10 protein-coding genes are annotated in these 15,645 nt (G+C 65.5%); 1 reads left to right on the forward strand and 9 read right to left on the reverse strand.

Features of this window, described 5'->3' with window-relative positions; genetic code table 11:
* Positions 1-405 precede the first annotated feature (405 nt).
* The 5 genes from ABWK72_RS17625 to ABWK72_RS17645 form a co-directional block, all read right to left on the reverse strand.
* The gene (locus tag ABWK72_RS17625) at positions 406-1,065 is read right to left on the reverse strand and encodes a hypothetical protein (protein ID WP_367870883.1); all 660 of its coding nucleotides are present in this window, start codon (positions 1,063-1,065) and stop codon (positions 406-408) included.
* Entirely contained in the window at positions 1,058-3,376 is a 2,319-nt protein-coding gene (locus ABWK72_RS17630; protein WP_367870884.1) for an endonuclease/exonuclease/phosphatase family protein, read from the reverse strand. The genes ABWK72_RS17625 and ABWK72_RS17630 overlap by 8 nt, the downstream gene beginning before the upstream one ends.
* 115 nt (positions 3,377-3,491) lie before the next feature.
* Positions 3,492-4,778, reverse strand: coding sequence for a glycosyltransferase (locus ABWK72_RS17635; protein WP_367870885.1), 1,287 nt, complete (start codon positions 4,776-4,778; stop codon positions 3,492-3,494).
* Between the two features lie 535 nt (positions 4,779-5,313).
* The gene (locus ABWK72_RS17640) at positions 5,314-7,536 is read right to left on the reverse strand and encodes a hypothetical protein (RefSeq protein ID WP_367870886.1); all 2,223 of its coding nucleotides are present in this window, start codon (positions 7,534-7,536) and stop codon (positions 5,314-5,316) included.
* Positions 7,537-7,693: 157 nt separating this feature from the next.
* Positions 7,694-8,164, reverse strand: a complete 471-nt coding sequence (locus ABWK72_RS17645) for a DUF892 family protein (protein WP_367870887.1) — start codon at positions 8,162-8,164, stop codon at positions 7,694-7,696.
* 72 nt (positions 8,165-8,236) lie between these two features.
* Here ABWK72_RS17645 and ABWK72_RS17650 point away from each other — a divergent pair, with 72 nt between their 5' ends.
* A complete protein-coding gene (locus ABWK72_RS17650; RefSeq protein ID WP_367870888.1) occupies positions 8,237-8,389 on the forward strand; it encodes a hypothetical protein in 153 nt (50 codons plus the stop codon).
* A 1,932-nt stretch (positions 8,390-10,321) separates the two neighbouring features.
* On the opposite strand, the gene ABWK72_RS17655 is transcribed toward ABWK72_RS17650, so the two are convergent.
* From ABWK72_RS17655 to ABWK72_RS17670, 4 genes are all read right to left on the reverse strand, one after another.
* On the reverse strand, positions 10,322-11,173 hold the full coding sequence (locus ABWK72_RS17655; protein WP_367870889.1) for a hypothetical protein: 852 nt from the start codon (positions 11,171-11,173) through the stop codon (positions 10,322-10,324).
* Positions 11,174-11,323: 150 nt separating this feature from the next.
* Positions 11,324-13,498, reverse strand: a complete 2,175-nt coding sequence (locus ABWK72_RS17660) for an ATP-binding protein (protein ID WP_367870890.1) — start codon at positions 13,496-13,498, stop codon at positions 11,324-11,326.
* Positions 13,499-13,560: 62 nt separating this feature from the next.
* Positions 13,561-14,487 carry a protein-glutamate O-methyltransferase CheR gene (locus ABWK72_RS17665; RefSeq protein ID WP_367870891.1) on the reverse strand — a complete coding sequence of 309 codons (927 nt, stop codon included), beginning with the start codon at positions 14,485-14,487 and terminating at the stop codon, positions 13,561-13,563.
* Positions 14,488-14,689: 202 nt separating this feature from the next.
* Positions 14,690-15,403: a response regulator transcription factor gene (locus ABWK72_RS17670; RefSeq protein WP_367870892.1), complete on the reverse strand. Its 714-nt coding sequence runs from the start codon at positions 15,401-15,403 to the stop codon at positions 14,690-14,692.
* Positions 15,404-15,645 lie beyond the last annotated feature (242 nt).

Consider the following 15,645-nt stretch of genomic DNA (forward strand, 5'->3'; position numbering starts at 1 on the left):
TTCCCATGACAAACTTCACGGCGATGCGGACGGCGGCCCTGATCCTATTGCTGGCCATGGGTTCCTGCGCTCCTATGATCGAAAACGGCAGGGACCATCGTCACGATCCGCAGTTCAAAAAAGAAGGGAAACCGCACCGCGCCCACTGAGCGCCACCGCGTTTTGCATCCCCTGTTGGATGCGATGCGCACGGCCTGGCGGCACCTCCCTAAGTAGAAACCCGGCCTCCCCCGATTTGTATTTCCACTCTAACAGGACGATAGTGTCTCATCCGATTCCGCGACCGATGGGCCTCCGCGGTTTGGGAGGATCGCAAAAGGCCCGCTTCATGGTAGAACCGTGATTGGTGTCACGGAGGGTTAACGAATCGAAGCCCGCGGCCGGCAACGGCCGCGGGCGAGCCGTTTAATCCCCCTTCGCAAATGCCTCCCCGTACCGCCTCTTCAGCCACCACCCCCCCAGCAAAAACGCCACGCTCACGATCGTGAGCGCATACAGCCACTTCGGGTTGAAATCCATCACCGCGCTCCCGGCCCCCACCGGCACCAGGCAAAAGAGAATGTAGATCGGCGCGCCCACTCCCAGGTAGATCTTCAGGGGCACATCCGTCATTGCCAGCAGATACAGCTTCGCCGCATACGGCGGACCGTGGATCGCCGCGAAGAGTGCCGTCACCCACGCCGCCTTGCCCTCCTTCATCGGCGGAATGCTCCGCCCCGCATTCTCCAAGCGCCGCCGCACCCCGTCGCGAAACCATCCATGCGCGATGCGGTATGCCGCGAAGTGATGGAAGAAGGTCCCGCCCGCCGCCAGAGCCATCCCTCCCCCCAAACCGAACCGCACCCCGGCCAGGAACAGCAGGATGCTGACCGGAAACCCCAGCACCGGCAGGATGAAGAATGCGGCGATGAACCACGCCGCGTGCAATTCCTGCCCCCGCGCCACCAGATTCTCCCGGCTCAGATCCCCGCGATGCGCCCACACCACCCATCCCGCCAGCGCCAGCAGCAACGCCGCCGATACCAACTTTCCCCGATGTTTCCGGATCAAGACAACGCTATTCATGAAGGGGCAGGGGGATGGGATGCAGCGTGAGCTCCACGCACAGGGGAAGGTGATCCGATGCCGCGATCGAAGTCGGCGTCAGCGTCCTCTCGACGCTTTCCACGGTGAAATGCCGGCTCGCGAAAACATGATCCAGCCGCAGCATCGGCGAGACCGACGGAAAGGTCGCCAGCGGGCGGTGATCCTTCACCAGCCGCTGCGCATCCCCCAGCTTCCCCGCCAGCTTTCGAAAGACCTTCGAACGCGGCCCGGAGTTGAAATCCCCGCACAGCAGCACCGCTTCGTCCGCCGGGATCCCGCCGAGCCAGTCTTTCCCTAACAGCTCGTCCGCCTGCGCGTGCCGCTCCGCCCGCCCGAGCCCGAAATGCGTGTTCACGAAGTGGAATGGCGCGTGGCCTTCGATCTCCATCTTCACCCAGATCGCCCCGCGGCCCTCGCGCATGAAGCCGCGATCCGGCGGCGTCAGCAGCCCCTGCTTGACGATTTGGAAGGGATAGCGCGAGAAGATCGCGATCCCGTAGCGCTCCGTCTCTTCCTCCAGCATCGCGTGGAAGACATGGCTCATCCGCAGGTGGTCCGCGATCAATTGCCCCTGGTCATGCCCCCCGCTGCGCGGCCGGTGCGCATCCACCTCCTGCACCGCCACCACATCGGGATCGTAGTGATTGATCACCCGCGCGATCCGCTCCGGCCGCAGCTTGCCATCGGTCCCGCGGCAGCTGTGGATGTTGTAGGTCATCACCCGCAGCGGCAGCTCGCGCTCCCGCTTCTTGTACTCCGCCACCCGTTCCTCGCGCACCCCGCCATCGCGCCCCAGATAGTGCATCGCGATCTTCCGCAGATCCTCGCCACGCACCCGGTCGCCCGTCCGTGCCAGGTGCGAGACGTGCCAGCGGCGGATCCGGTCCGGCACCAGCAGGAATCCCCGCGTCTCCTCATACCCCGGCCCGCAATGCGCTCCATTCTCCAGCGGGAAGGACATCGGCCGTCCCTGCGGATCCCAGCCACTGAAGACGATGTCCCCGGCATTCTCGTGGAAGCACAGCTTCACGAAATCCTCCGTCGCCTCATCCAGGAAAGGATGCTCCGGACCCAGGACCTCCGCACGGTCCCGCGGCAGCGCCCATTCCCCCCGCCCATTCCACACCTTCACCGTCCCGTCGTCCTGCTTCAGCAGCACCAGCGGAATCCCCGCCTTCGCCACCAGTGCCCGCGCATAAGCTTCCATCGCCGCGGCATCTGGCAGCTTCGGGAAATACAAATGCCCGATCGGCCCCATCGCCGCCACCAGGATCTGCTGCGCCGGATCCGGCTCCCCGCCGGTCGTCACGCTCACCGGTGCCCTGCCCATCATCGCGCGGCAGCGGTCGAGCGTGCTGCCCACCAGCTCCGGCATCTTCTTCATCCACAGCGGCGTGCCCGCCAGCGGCCCGCTCGCGAATACTTCTGTTAGGGCCGCATCCAGCTCCCGGCCATGCCGCTTCTCATATGGCTCGGTGTGCTCCTGCCCGTGATCCGAATAGATCATCAGCTCGTAGTCGCGGTGCGCCGATCCGTGCCCGGCCCGGTAGATTTCGCGGATCGTCCGGTCGATCCCCTTCAGCGTCCAGTGGGCGAATGCCGAGCCCGGCCCGCGGCGGTGCGCCTGCTCGTCGTAGCCCAGGAAATTCCCGTGGATCGTCTGCGTCCCCCGCTCAATGTCTAACAGGATGCGGAAGCGGATCAGCTCCCGCACCAGCACGCACACCACCACCCGCGCCGGTACGAACTTGATCTCCTGCCAAAAACTTTCCTTCTCATACAAGCCCTTCACCGCGTCCCCCAGCGCGATGAACAACTCCAGCGCCGCCAGCCCGATCATCCGCAGGATCTTCGGCAGATACACCAGGATCAGCAGCAGGCTCTTGAAGGGATGCAGCCGCCGCAGCAGCTCGTCCGGTGCCAGATCCTGGGAGCAGTAGCGCGTGCGGATCGCCCCCGCGCGATAGATGTTCGAGTAGGCATGCCCGTCCTTCAAAAGCGGCTCCGGACACTTCTCTAACATCTCCTTCTCGATCAGCGCCGCCGACTCCGCCTCGAACATCCGCAGCACCTTGCCCGATTTGCGGTGCAGGAACTGGAAGGCCGGCACCGCCGCCCGCACCCCGTAGAAAATCTCTCCCTGCACCGCCGGCGTCGTCGCCGGGATTCCAGAGTAGAAATTCTCCAGTGTGAAATGCCCGCGCTTGATCAGCCGCGCCAGGAAGGGCATCCGCCCGCTCTGCACCGCCCGCTCGAGCTGCGTGCGCGAGAGCCCGTCGATCTGGATCATGATCAGCCCGGGCTCCTCCGTCTCCCCGCTGGGACGCTTGACCCCCAGCAAAAGCGCGACCCAGTGCGTGCGGCTGATTCTCCTCCGCAGCCACCTCAGGCGTACGGCGATGCTGCTAATCAAGGCTGGCCTCCGTCGCTGGGGTTACGATCACCGCGGCGGTCGCGGCCGAGACTTTTGCCGAAAGCAATTCCCACTCCACGCCCACGCCCGCGATGAATTTATCCCACGGCATCGGGTCATCATCCGCCAGCCGCTCGTAGCGCGCGATCGTCTCCTGGTAAGTATGGATCATCCGGTCCGCGCAATGCACCGTCTCATACTCCTCCGCGCTTTCACGCGCCCTCGCCGCACATCGCTTGTAGAGCTCCTCGTCCGTCATCAGGCGCTCAAGCGCCGCCGCGAATTCCTCCGTCGTCGCATCGCCCGCAAGCAGCAGCCCGTTCTCGCCGTCCTTCAAAATCTCCCGCACCCCCGGGCCGTCCAGCCCCACCACCGGATTGCCCGCAGCCATCGCCTCCGCCAGCACGATCCCCTGCGTTTCGGTCTGGGAGGCGAAGACAAACCAGTCCATCGCCGCATACGCATTCGCCAGATCCCGTCCCGACTTCTTCCCCACCGCAAACACCCGCCCCGCGCCGCCCGCCGCTTCGAGAATCTTCGTCATCTCCGCGCGCGCATCGCCATCTCCCACCAGCAGGAAGACCGCTTCCGGATCCGCCTTCAAGCGTAGCGCCACCGCCTCCGCCACGAAGATCAGATTCTTCTCCTTCGCCAGCCGTCCCACATGCCCGATCACCCGTGCGCTTTCAGGAATCCCCGCCTCCTTCCGGAAGGCCGCGCCATCGCCCGCCGCGAATCCCGCCGTGTCGATCCCCGTGGGAATGCAGCTGATCGGCACCGTCACCTCGCGGTCCCGCAGCAGCCTCGCGATGCTTTCGCTCGGCGCGATCACCCGGTCGCAGAGGTTGCAATACTCCGTCGCCAGCTGGATCGCCATCCGCTTCAGCGCCGGTGAATCCAGCGGCACGTAATGCGTGTAGCGTTCGTAAAGCGTGTGATGCGTGAAAACGATCGGCACCTGCATCTTCCACGATTCGCGCAATGCCGAGTCGCCTAACAGAAACGGATGGTGGCTGTGGATGATGTCCGGCTCAAAGTCCTCGATGAACTCCCGGATCATCGTCGGCACCGGCAGCCGCACGCAGAAATCGCTGCCGTTGAAGTTCTGGATCGCCGGCATCCGCAGCACATCCGGCGACTCCTCCGCCCCGTCGAATTGCGGCGCGATCACCTTCACCTCGTGCCCCTGCCGCCGGCACGCCTCCTCCAAGGTATACACCGACCTCGCCACCCCGCCCACGTGCGGCAGGTAGGTATTCGTGAACATCGCGATTCTCATGGGGGCAAGCAGGGGAGGGGTGTCAAAATTCCCAGCGGTTCCGCCAACGGACGGCCCCCCTGGGACCGCGGAGGCACCGCCCCGCAGAATGGTCCCAAGCGGCCGGACTCCTCATACGGCCCACAGCACCGTAACGGCGCTATCCGCAAAGCCCGCGGGACCCTCTCCGCCGCCACGCTGGCTTCACCTTCCAGAGCCCCCGAGGGGCGGTCGGAAGATGGCGCAGGGCAATGCCGGGGGTAGACAGCGTCCTCCAGAGCCCCGAAGGGGCGCCCGGGAGATGGCCCCGGGTGAAACCCGGGGTGGTATGCCGAGGCCGGAAGACGCCCCCTGAAGGGGGGCAAGGAGTGTGGAGCCACCGTTATACACCCGCAAAAGTCCAGTGCCGGAAACGTCGTCCCCCTCCCCAACGGCCCCCCCACAGATCCCCGACCACCACTCCCCCGCCCACCCCGCGCCACCGGTAACAACCCGCATTGCACGCGCCTTCGCTCGCGCATCGATTCCATCCCCACCCGCATTTCCGTCATCACTCTCATCGCGCCTCCAATTCGAAATTCGTCTGGGTTCCTTCCGCCCGTACCGGCGCAAATCCCGGCACCTCCACCCTCAACCACGGAGCCGCCCCGCGCCACTTCCCTTCCACAAAAATCCGCGATCCCTCCAGCCGCACCAACACCGGTCCCCACGCCGTCAGCGTCGGCCCGAAGCCAGCATCGCCCCACTCCTTCAGAATCCCCGATCCAATCACCAACTCCTCCGCCTCCTCGCGCACGAAGCAGTTCCGGATCATCATCACCCACTCCGCCGCCGCCCAGCCATGCTGCCCGTCGCCCATGCAACCGCCCAGCGTCAGCGGATGGATCGCCTCCGGCCACTGCCCCGTCGGCGTCGCCAGCTCCGCCACCCGCCGGATCAGATCCGCGAACCTCGGATCACCCGCCCGCAAGAGGGTCTGCGCCAGGTCCAGCGTCAGATAAGCATTCACCCCCGAGTGGATCATCTCCTGGAAAAATCCCCCCTGCTGGAAGCAGCGCTCCATCAGGAAATCCACCGTCTTCATCAGCCGCGTCTCACCGGCCGGGTAAAGCATCAGCGGATAGTCCGCCACCATCGACCCGATCGCCCCCGCATCCATCCGCCGCCCCGGCGCCGCCGGCATCGCCCCCAGCGAGCGCTTCGCCGGAATCCCCGCCAGGCTCGCCTCGATGCTCGCCTCATACTCCTTCCCTAACTCCTCCGCCTCACGCGTCGCGATACCGCCCTTCTTCCGCCAATACTCCGCCATCGCCTTCAGCCCGCCCCAAGCCCAGAAGTCATCCCAGTAGTAGTAATCGTTAGGCCCCAGATGCTCCGCGCTGAAGCCCGCCGGTAGCAGCCCCTTCGTCCCCTTCGGCTCGTCCTTCTCCAGCCGCTTCTTTGCCAGCCAGCGCACCCCCTTGCGCAGCGCCTCCTCCATCTCCGCTCCCAGCTCTTGCCCGGTCATCGCCGCGTACCTCGCCGCGATCCACAGCACCTGTCCGTTCGAATCCCACTCGCCCTCTTGCGAGAGGAAATAGCCGTTGTGCAGCTGCTTCGCCGGAAACTCCGCCAGCACCCGCTTCGCCCGCTCCACCATCCCGATCGCCAGCATCGGGTGCAGCATCAGGCAGGCATCGCGGAACCAGAATCTCCGGTAGGTATAAGGCCCCGGCACCAAGTCTTCCGCGGATAGGAGCAGCATCGTCCGCACCGCCGCGTCATAGAGAAACTGCACCTTCCCATCCGCCACCTTCAGCGCCGACGTGCCCTTCAGCGCCTCCTGCCAGGACAGCGCCGCATTCAAATGCTTCGCCTCCTTCGTGTCGCGCTCCAGCGTCGCGGAGATCCCCAGCACCCGCGTCTGCCCCGCATGCAGGCGGAAAAGCGCCGCCGCCGTCGCCATCCCCGTGTCGCAAGTCACCTCGCGCTCCTCGCTGCTCCCCGGCAGATCCAGATACACGTCGCCCTCCGCATAGTGCGCCATCCGCAGCGAGTCCGGCTTCTCGCCCAGCTTCACCGTCGACTCGTCGTTCACCCGGAACGCCGTGCCGGAAGCATCCATCCCGATCCTATTGATAAACTGCACCCCCTCCGGATTGTAAGGCCGCACCGCCACCACCACCCAGCCGTCCTCGTTCGCCGTCGCGCACACCTCCGTGCACACCTCGGGCTTGCCGTCGCTCAGCACCATCTTCGTCGTCAGATCGAGCGTGATGTCATCCTTCCGGATCTTCGTCTCGATCAGCAGCGTCGGATCCAGCACCAGCCGCTGCGTCACCGCCGCATCCTCCGCCTTGCTCGGCAGCAGCCGCCGCCGGCTCTCCGTCACCACCCAGAAATCCAGCGACCACCCGTCATGCAGCGGCGTCACCAGGCCCCGCGGATCGACGATCGGATACGCCGCCACCCCCGGCATCCCCACCGCCGTCCAGTTCCGGTGCGTCAGATTGATGTGGCTGAATGAAAACGCCCGCGGAACGAAGGACGGATCGCGCGGGTTGAACTGCTTCTCCACCCAGAACGGCCACACCCAGTCGAGGTTGTGCTGGATCGCCTTCGCATTCACCAGCCCCCGCGCATGGAACACGATCCCCGCCCTCAGCAGCTCCAGCGGCTCCCCCACCTCGGACGGCTGCGCGAAGCCCCGGATCCGCGCCACGAAGCTCGCCGGGTCCAGCACCCCGTAACGCCGCGCGGCGTGCTTCACGATAAACTTCCAAGGCAAGAAACGGAACATGGCTCGACAGGGTTGCATGGGAACTTTGCACGATTTGTTCCATCTAGCGCCAAGGCAGCCATCCCGCTCCCCGCGCACATCGGGCTCCGGATCTGCGCTTCCCAGCCGATGCAATCTGCACCGGCCGCCAGTCCTCACCGTGCATTTCGTAGATGCCTCAGCGCGCCTCGATCAGCATCGCCAGCGGCACCACCGACTCGCAAGCCGTCGGAAAACGGTCCACCATTCGGTCGAGCATCCGGTCCAGCTCCGCGGCGTCATCCTTCAGCCTCTCCTTCGCCGCCAGGCTTCGCGCCACGCTGTAATTCAGAATTTGCAAACGGTGCACCGACTCGCAGATCCCCGTCGCCAAGTCGCCGCAGGATGCGTGATCGTCCGCCAGATTCATGCGGGAGGCTGCAATCAGCCGCCGCATCGACTGGCAATCGTCGCCCGCGATCGAGATCCCGTGATTCACCGCCAGCTGTTCCAGCCGGTTCCGGCGCTCCCGGCAGTCGTCGGTCATCGCCTCCACACTGTCGTCGGCAGCGTGCGCCGCCACCTCCGAGTAAAAGCTGATCAATTGCAGCTCACTGCAATGGAGCATCCGCAGCTTGCGGAAATACAGGCCGGCCACATCGTTCGACATACGTGCTTTTTCGCAGGAAGAATGCCAGCTTCGCCTACCTTGATAACTGCGCGGACGGGTGCATCGTCCCCCATGGCCGCAAAACCTTCCGCCCCCGAATCCGCTCCGGTCAAGCCCCCCATTCCCGAGCCCCCGAACGACGGCTTCCCCCGCGAAAAAGACGTCTCCACCCCGCCCCCCGGCACCGACCAAGCCAAGCACCGCCCCGACAAGAAAGAGAAGTAAGCCGAACCTCCCCGTCCTCGCCAGCCAAGCGAACAATCCTTCACCGCCCGCCCCCAAGGGTTCGTAGTCCCGCCTTCAGGCGGACTTCACCAGTAGGTGCCTTCCGCGGCTCGGCCGCCGTGGACTGCGCGCAGCCTGCTGCCGCTGTCCCGATGCAGCCTGCTGCGAGGGGCGCTGCAAAGGCGGACCATCCCACGTCTCCGCCCCATGCCTGCCCCCCGGGACCGCGGAGGCTCTGCCCCGCAGAAGTCACCCCGGCAGCGCTAAACCTCGCGCGGAGATAGTGGATAGCGCCGTCGCGATGCTGCGGATCGCAAGACGAGCAAAACCAGCAGGACCGTTCTGCCGGGGCAGTGCCAAGCGCTCCCGGTATGCCTTCCGCGGCTCCGCCGCCGTGGAGTGCGCGCAGCCTGCTGCCGCTGTCCCGATGCAGCCTGCTGCGAGGGGCACTGCAAAGGCGATCCACTTCCAAGCCTCCGCCCCATGCCTGCCCCCCGGGACCGCGGAGGCTCTGCCCCGCAGAAGTCACCCCGGCAGCGCTAAACCTCGCGCGGAGATAGTGGATAGCGCCGTCGCGATGCTGCGGATCGCAAGACGAGCAAAACCAGCAGGACCGTTCTGCCGGGGCAGTGCCAGGCGCTCCCGGTATGCCTTCCGCGGCTCCGCCGCCGTGGAGTGCGCGCAGCCTGCTGCCGCTGTCCCGATGCAGCCTGCTGCGAGGGGCGCTGCAAAGGCGGACCATCCCACGTCTCCGCCCCATGCCTGCCCCCCGGGACCGCGGAGGCTCTGCCCCGCAGAAGCCACCCCGGCAGCGCTAAACATCGCGCGGAGAAATGGAAAGCGCCGTCGCCTTACTGTCTACCTCTCCGTGTCCAACGACAACTAGGGACCGTTCTGCGGGCCGGGTGGCTCCACGCTCCCAGGGTAGACCCATCCGTGAGACATAACGGAGATGTGGGTAACGGGCAGAGCGGGCTGCCGATTCCACCGTCGCTGCCCGGCTTCCGTTTCGGAGACTCGCCGGTCAATCCTAGCCACCCCGTGGTCACCGAAACGACCTATAAAAGCCCGGCAGGCAGGGCCTTCTCATGCGTCTAGCGTACCCAAGGCACCGCAGACCCCCGCATCCCCACAACGTTTCCGATTGCCTGCCTTTCATTCGAAATTCGGCATTCGTCATTCGGCATTTCCTCAAATCCCCCCCAGCGCCTTCACCTCCGCGATCCGTTCCGGCCTGACGTCTCCCGTCACCACCAGCACGCATCTCAAGCTCTCTGGCTTCGATACCTGCAAAGCCCGCAAAATCTCCGTCCCCTCGAAGCGAGAGACGGCAAGCACTCAGGGCAACCGCTCCCAAACAGATCCGTCCTGCTTGAAGATCGTGACATGAGTCTTTCCCGAGACGAGACGCTCGGTGAACACCAGCAGGCAGGTTCCCGTGGAACTCTTCGTGGACGGGAAGGATGCCGTCGAACCCTCCCGAGACAAAGACTTCATGACCCAGGTTCCAAGTGGGTGGCCAGACTCCGCCATTGAGTTCAGCGAAACCCTCCCACGCGGATTGAATCTCCTTCCTGGTGGTCCGTAAATGGCGGCGAACGCCACCATCGGAGAGATCAAGCACGGAGCTGAGGCGGACCTCCGTGTCGAAGGTGACGTGCTTGGCGCAGTCGCCCTTCTTCCAACCCGTCAACCCGTCCGCGAATTCGGCGCCCGCTGTCGCAAGCTGGGCGCTGACATAAAGGCCTCGATGGTCACCGGGCGGGTTGAAGCGTTGACCTCCCGCCGAGATCTTCGGCCCGAGGTCGAACAACAGTGTAGGCGTCTTCGCTCCCTGATAGGCCTCCAACTCCACGACCCGAAAGCATCGGCCAACGAAGGGGATGCCGGAACAGGAAGCGAGCTCCGCCCGGAAACGAGGCGCGTCGGACATCACGCGGGATGGCCGGTTCGGAGATTGTGCACCTTGCGGGCGACGATGCCGGAATGGCCGCGAAGGATGAGGTCCACGGGTGACGGGGTCTTGCCGTCGATCTCAGGGAAATCCGGGTTGGGGCGCTTCAGCCAAGCACGCAGCTTCGCCTCGTCGCCGCCGCACCAGTGGAGAAGCTGGGCGATGTCTTCGAGCGGCTGGAGCTTGCCCTGGATGCCGGCGCTGGTGGGTGACTGGCCGAGCGCCTGCTTGGTAACGCCGCAGACCTTGGTGGCCAGGTCCGTCATTCTGATTCCCAAGAGGTCGGAGATCTTCTTGGCGTCCAGCCGGCCGGAAGCGTCCCGCAGGCGGGCGCTAAGGTCAGTCGTAGCGGCCTCCGATAAAGTCCGGTCCGGCATGGTTTCCCGGTGCTGTTTGGCAAGCTGCTCCTTCAAGACCGAGCGACTGGATTTCTCCAGGAATCGCACGAGCCGCGTGATCGCGATCTCCCCAGGTTCCTCGACAAGCACATCGCTATAATCTTCGACGATCGCCCGCCGCAGATCCGGCTCGTTAAACACCTTCGGGCTGACGACAGCGAGCGTGCGATGCCCGAGGTGAGGAGCCTGCCGCAGCAGCTTCTGCGACCGTGTAAGCGAGGCCTTGTTGGGCACCCGGAACACCGAGACAGAGGCTCTCTTTCCCGCACCAGGCGAACCGACGACGAGGATAGAGACGCTTCCCAAGGACGTGAACTTTCCGGAGGCCGCGTGTTTGACCGTGGTTTTCCCGGTCGCCGCGATCTTCTTGAGGGCTGCTTGGCTGTTTCGGGCGTGACTGCTTCCGCCGGGCGATACACCTTTTTCCTTCATCTTTTCAGCTTTCGGTTCCAGAGAAGTAAATCACGCGTCAACCACTTGTCAATTCGCGAGAGGCGATGCGATGCGGAGCGATCGCTCCCACTTCCAAGCTTCGGCGTTCAATGTTGGACGTTCGATGTTCGATGTTCGCCTTTTCACTTCTCAGCACCCCCCCAACGCCTTCCGGATCCTCTCCACGCTCACCGGCTTCGCCAGCAGGTCATGCGCCCCCAGCGCCTTCACCTCCGCGATCCGTTCCGGCCTGACGTCTCCCGTCACCACCAGCACGCATCTCAAGCTCTCCGGCTTCGACACCTGCAAAGCCCGCAAAATCTCCGTCCCCTCGAAGTCCGGCAAATTCAAATCCAGCAGGAGAATATCATAACTCCCCGCCGCCAGCTTCCGCACCGCCTCGCGCCCCGTCTCCGCCGTTGCGACCTGGGCGCCTTCCGCCTCCAAGAGTTGTGCCGTCGCCTCCCGCGCCACCTGGTGATCTTCCACCAGCAGGATCCGCGCATCCTTCAGCGAATACTCCCGTCCATCCACCGGAGCCTCGCGAACCGCCGCGCCATCCGCCACGCAGCCTGCGGGCACATGCACGGAGAAGGTCGTCCCGATCCCCACCAGGCTCTTCACCGAAACCCGGAAGCCCAGCGCATCGATCAAGCGCCGGCAGATCGCCAGTCCCAGCCCCGTTCCCTTCTCGCGGTTCCGCTCCGGATTCCGGAGTTGGAAGAACTCGTCGAAGATCGAGCCCAGATGCTCGCTCGGAATCCCAATCCCCGAGTCGATCACATGCACCACCCAGCCGCCCTCTTCTTGGGCCAGCTCCACCCGGATCTCGCCCGCCTCGGTGAACTTCACCGCGTTCGAGATGAAATTCGATAGCACCCGCGCCAGCTTCGTCTTGTCCGAATTCAGCCGCAGCTCCTGCTCCGGCAACACCTCGCGCAACGCCAGCCCCCGGCCCTGCGCGATCGGCAGCGCCTGCTGCACTTCCAGACGAATCACCTCGCTCAGGGAAAACTCGCTCAAGTCGAGATCCAGCCGCCCGGAGTCGAAGCGCGTCAGGTCGAGCACGTCGCTCACCAGCTCGATCATCGCCCGCGAGTTGTTCCACAGGCTCGTCGCCAGTGCCGGCACCTGATGCGCCCGCTCCGGATCCTTCGCGCACCTCCCGATCAGCTCCGCCAGCAGCGAGATCGCGTTTGCCGGGGTCCGCACGTCGTGGGAAATCGCCGCCAGGAAGCGCGTCTTCTGAATGGAAGCCTCCTCCGCCGCGCGCCGCTTCTGCTCGATCTCCTGCTGGAAGCGGATCGCCTGGATCGCCAGCGCCGCCTGGCCCGCCAGCCACTCCGCGATCCGGAAATCGTGCTCCGACCACTGCCGCGGCGCGGTGCTGTAAATCTCCAGCGCCGCCACCGGCCTGCCCTCGTGCCAGATTGGCGAACCCAGCACCGAGCGGAAAGGCCGGCCCGCACCGGGACGCGGCAGTTGGATGTCGGGCCGCACCTCGATGTCCTCGATCGCCGCCGTCTTGCCGCTCTCCAGCAGCAGCGCCGCGAAGGACTCGTCGAAGCCCACCTCCGGTGCCAATGCCCCTTGCAGCCCGAAGCCCGAGTTCCCGTTCAGCGCCAGCTTGCCCTCGCTCTCCACCAGCACCGCCGCCGCATTCACGTCATCGCCCAGAACCTGCACGCCCGCTTGGCAAATGCCGTTCATCACCAGCGATTCGCTCAGGTCGGCGCGCAGCCAGCGCCCGGAATCGAGCAGCGTTTGCAGGCCCCGTTCGCGGCGCAGCAGCTCGTTGTTCGCGTCGTTCAGCTCCACGCTTTGCTGCTCCATTTCCTCCGCCCGCTGGCGCAGTTCCTCGGACTGCTGCTCGAGTTCCTCGGTCGAACTCTGCAGCTCCTCGTTCTGCCGCATGATCTCCTCCTCGCGCACCGCCAGCTCCTCGTTGCTCGATGCCAGTTCCTCGTTGCTCGCCTCCAGCTCCACGCTGAGCTGCCCCAGCTCGTCGTTCTTCCGCTCGATCCGGTTGCGCGCCGCCAGGATCCCGTGGATCACCCCGGCCACCAGCCAGATGTTGGTGAACTGGGAGACAATCAGCAGCGTCTCGTAGGATCCGCTGGTCGCACCTTTCGTCACCCAGAAGATCCGCAGCAGCGCGATCATCGTGAAGGCCACCGACATCCCGTAGAGCGAGCGCACATCCCGCGTCCACAGGCACAGCAGCAGCGGCACCGCCGGCGAGAGCGGGAAGGGTTGGTCTTGCTGCGGGTAAGCGACCAGCCGCAGCCACGCCATCACCGCGATGATCCCGAAGCTCAGCGCCATGGAAAGAGCTCGCGGCGGGGCTTCGCGCCGCGCCCGCTGAATGATTGGGCCGTCAACCTCGGTCATGGCGCGTAGCGGTAAATGCAGGGCGCGATCCGCTTCAAGCCCGGAATCCGCGGCTTCTCCGCCTTGCCGACCACCAGCACCCCGCCGGGGGCGAGGACGGCGGCGAGCTTCTTCCAAAGGTTCTCGACCGCCGGGCCTGCCAGGTAGATCGCCAGGTTCCGGCACAGCACCAGGTCCCAGCTCTGCCGCGGCGGAGCCTCCAGCAGATCGCGGCATTCCCAACGCGTCGCCCGTCTCAGTTCGGCGCTCACGATCACGCGGCTTCGCCCGCCGCTCAGGAAGCGCCCGCGCAGGTCCGTCGGCACCGCGGCGGCTTCCTCGGCAGGATAGATCCCGCGCTTCGCGAGCTCGATGGCCCGCGGGCGGAAGTCGCTTCCCAGAAGCTGGTCCCCTGCCAGCGGCCGGTATCGCGCCAGCAGCATCGCCACCGAGTAGAGCTCGGCCCCGTCGGAGCAGGCGGCACTCCACACCCGCGGATGCGTGCAGCGCGCGACCAGCGTGGGAATCACCGAACTCGCCAGATGCTCGAACACCGGCTCGTCCCGGAAGAAGGAACTGGTCCCGATCAGCAGCGTGTTGAGCGCTAGCGCCAGCCGCTCCGGCGCGGCCCGCAGGATCTCCGCGGCCTCATGCAGCGAGTTCGCGCGCAGAGCCCGCAGGCAGGCGGGCAGGCGCCGCCGCAGCGGGGCCATCCGGTAGCGCGCCGGGTCGAGGCCCGCGCTCAGCAGCGTCTCGCTCAGGAACACCGCATCGTCCGTCGTCCGGTCCTCAAGCTCGTCGAAGCGGTCGGGCCGCAGCGTCAGCCGCGGCTTCGCACTGCAGGGCAGGCTACCTGCACCGCGGATGACCGGGATTCGCGGCGACGACTTGCCGGCGAAGGAGATGCCCGCGAAGCGGGAATCACGCGAGGGGAGTGGACTCATGGGTGGGGGTGAATGGACCGGACCCGGGCGGCTGACCCTTCCCGTTAGGGCATGGGACTCCGGGCCCGAGCAGTTGTCGGGAACCCTTTTTCTTGCAAACCCCGTTCCAAGTCCAGCCAGCCCCGCATTTTCACGGCTTGGCTCTAACATGCACCCCTCCGGCCAGTGCAATTCGCACCCGCCGGGTTGCACATTGCACCCGTTAGGCTCCCAGGTATTTCGCCACCGCGTGGCTCCGGGAATGGACGTGAAGCTTGCGGTAGATGCTCTCGATGTGGCGATGGACCGTCGAATAGCTGATCCCCAGCTCGGCGGCCACCTCCTTGTAGGCCAGACCCTTTACCAGCAGATCCAGCACCGAAATCTCGCGCGGCGACAAGTTCTCCGCTTCTTTCGGCGAGGTCCCGGCGCGGTTGAAGGACTGCACCACCTTGCGCGCGATCGAGGTCGTCATCGGCGCGCCGCCGGCGAAGACATCGCGCACCGCCGCCACCAGTTCCTCCGCACTCGGCGGCTTGAGCAGGTAGCCGCAGGCACCCGCGGCCAGCGAGTCGAAGATGATGTCGGAGTCTTCTCTAACCGTCAGCATGATGACCTGGATGCCCGGGCACTTCACCGCCAGGCGGCGCACGCATTCGATGCCGTTGATGCCGGGCAGGTTCACGTCCATCAGCACCACCTGCGGCTTGAGCTTCGGCAGGTGGGTCAGGGCCTCCTCCGCACTGGCGAAGGTGCCCACGCAATCGAGATCCTCCTCCTCCTCCAGGATCGCGGACAGGCTCCAGCGGATCCGTGCATCGTCCTCCACCACGCCCACGGTCACCGGACCCTCGGCGGGAGTGCGCGCGTTCGTCTTCTCGGGCATCTCGGCGAAACTAGCATCGTTGAAGGTGACGGGCACAGCGGAATCGTTCACGGGGTGTAGGGGGAGTGTCCTGTTGGAGAGGACTTCGGGTAAGTGGGCAATTCTGCCCATGAAACGCGCCGGGCTTCTACTGCCAGCCTGCACCCGTCCCCCGGAACGGGGCAGGGGGTGTCCCCCGGAACGGTACGCCACCCGTCCCCCGAAACGGTACGCCACCCGTCCCCCGAAACGGGACACGAAGGTTCTCCCATTAAGGGTACCCCTTTAAGGTTCCCCCATGAAGGTGTGTCGGC

Source organism: Luteolibacter sp. Populi (assembly GCF_040801775.1).
In the GTDB taxonomy this organism is placed as follows: domain Bacteria; phylum Verrucomicrobiota; class Verrucomicrobiia; order Verrucomicrobiales; family Akkermansiaceae; genus Haloferula.

Excerpts from the sequence above, each read along its gene's own strand:
- ABWK72_RS17625 (WP_367870883.1), bottom strand. The coding sequence starts at position 1,065 with ATGAATAGCGTTGTCTTGATCCGGAAACATCGGGGAAAGTTGGTATCG.
- ABWK72_RS17630 (WP_367870884.1), bottom strand. The coding sequence starts at position 3,376 with ATGATCCAGATCGACGGGCTCTCGCGCACGCAGCTCGAGCGGGCGGTG.
- ABWK72_RS17635 (WP_367870885.1), bottom strand. The coding sequence starts at position 4,778 with ATGAGAATCGCGATGTTCACGAATACCTACCTGCCGCACGTGGGCGGG.
- ABWK72_RS17640 (WP_367870886.1), bottom strand. The coding sequence starts at position 7,536 with ATGTTCCGTTTCTTGCCTTGGAAGTTTATCGTGAAGCACGCCGCGCGG.
- ABWK72_RS17645 (WP_367870887.1), bottom strand. The coding sequence starts at position 8,164 with ATGTCGAACGATGTGGCCGGCCTGTATTTCCGCAAGCTGCGGATGCTC.
- ABWK72_RS17650 (WP_367870888.1), top strand. The coding sequence starts at position 8,237 with ATGGCCGCAAAACCTTCCGCCCCCGAATCCGCTCCGGTCAAGCCCCCC.
- ABWK72_RS17655 (WP_367870889.1), bottom strand. The coding sequence starts at position 11,173 with ATGAAGGAAAAAGGTGTATCGCCCGGCGGAAGCAGTCACGCCCGAAAC.
- ABWK72_RS17660 (WP_367870890.1), bottom strand. The coding sequence starts at position 13,498 with ATGGCGCTGAGCTTCGGGATCATCGCGGTGATGGCGTGGCTGCGGCTG.
- ABWK72_RS17665 (WP_367870891.1), bottom strand. The coding sequence starts at position 14,487 with ATGAGTCCACTCCCCTCGCGTGATTCCCGCTTCGCGGGCATCTCCTTC.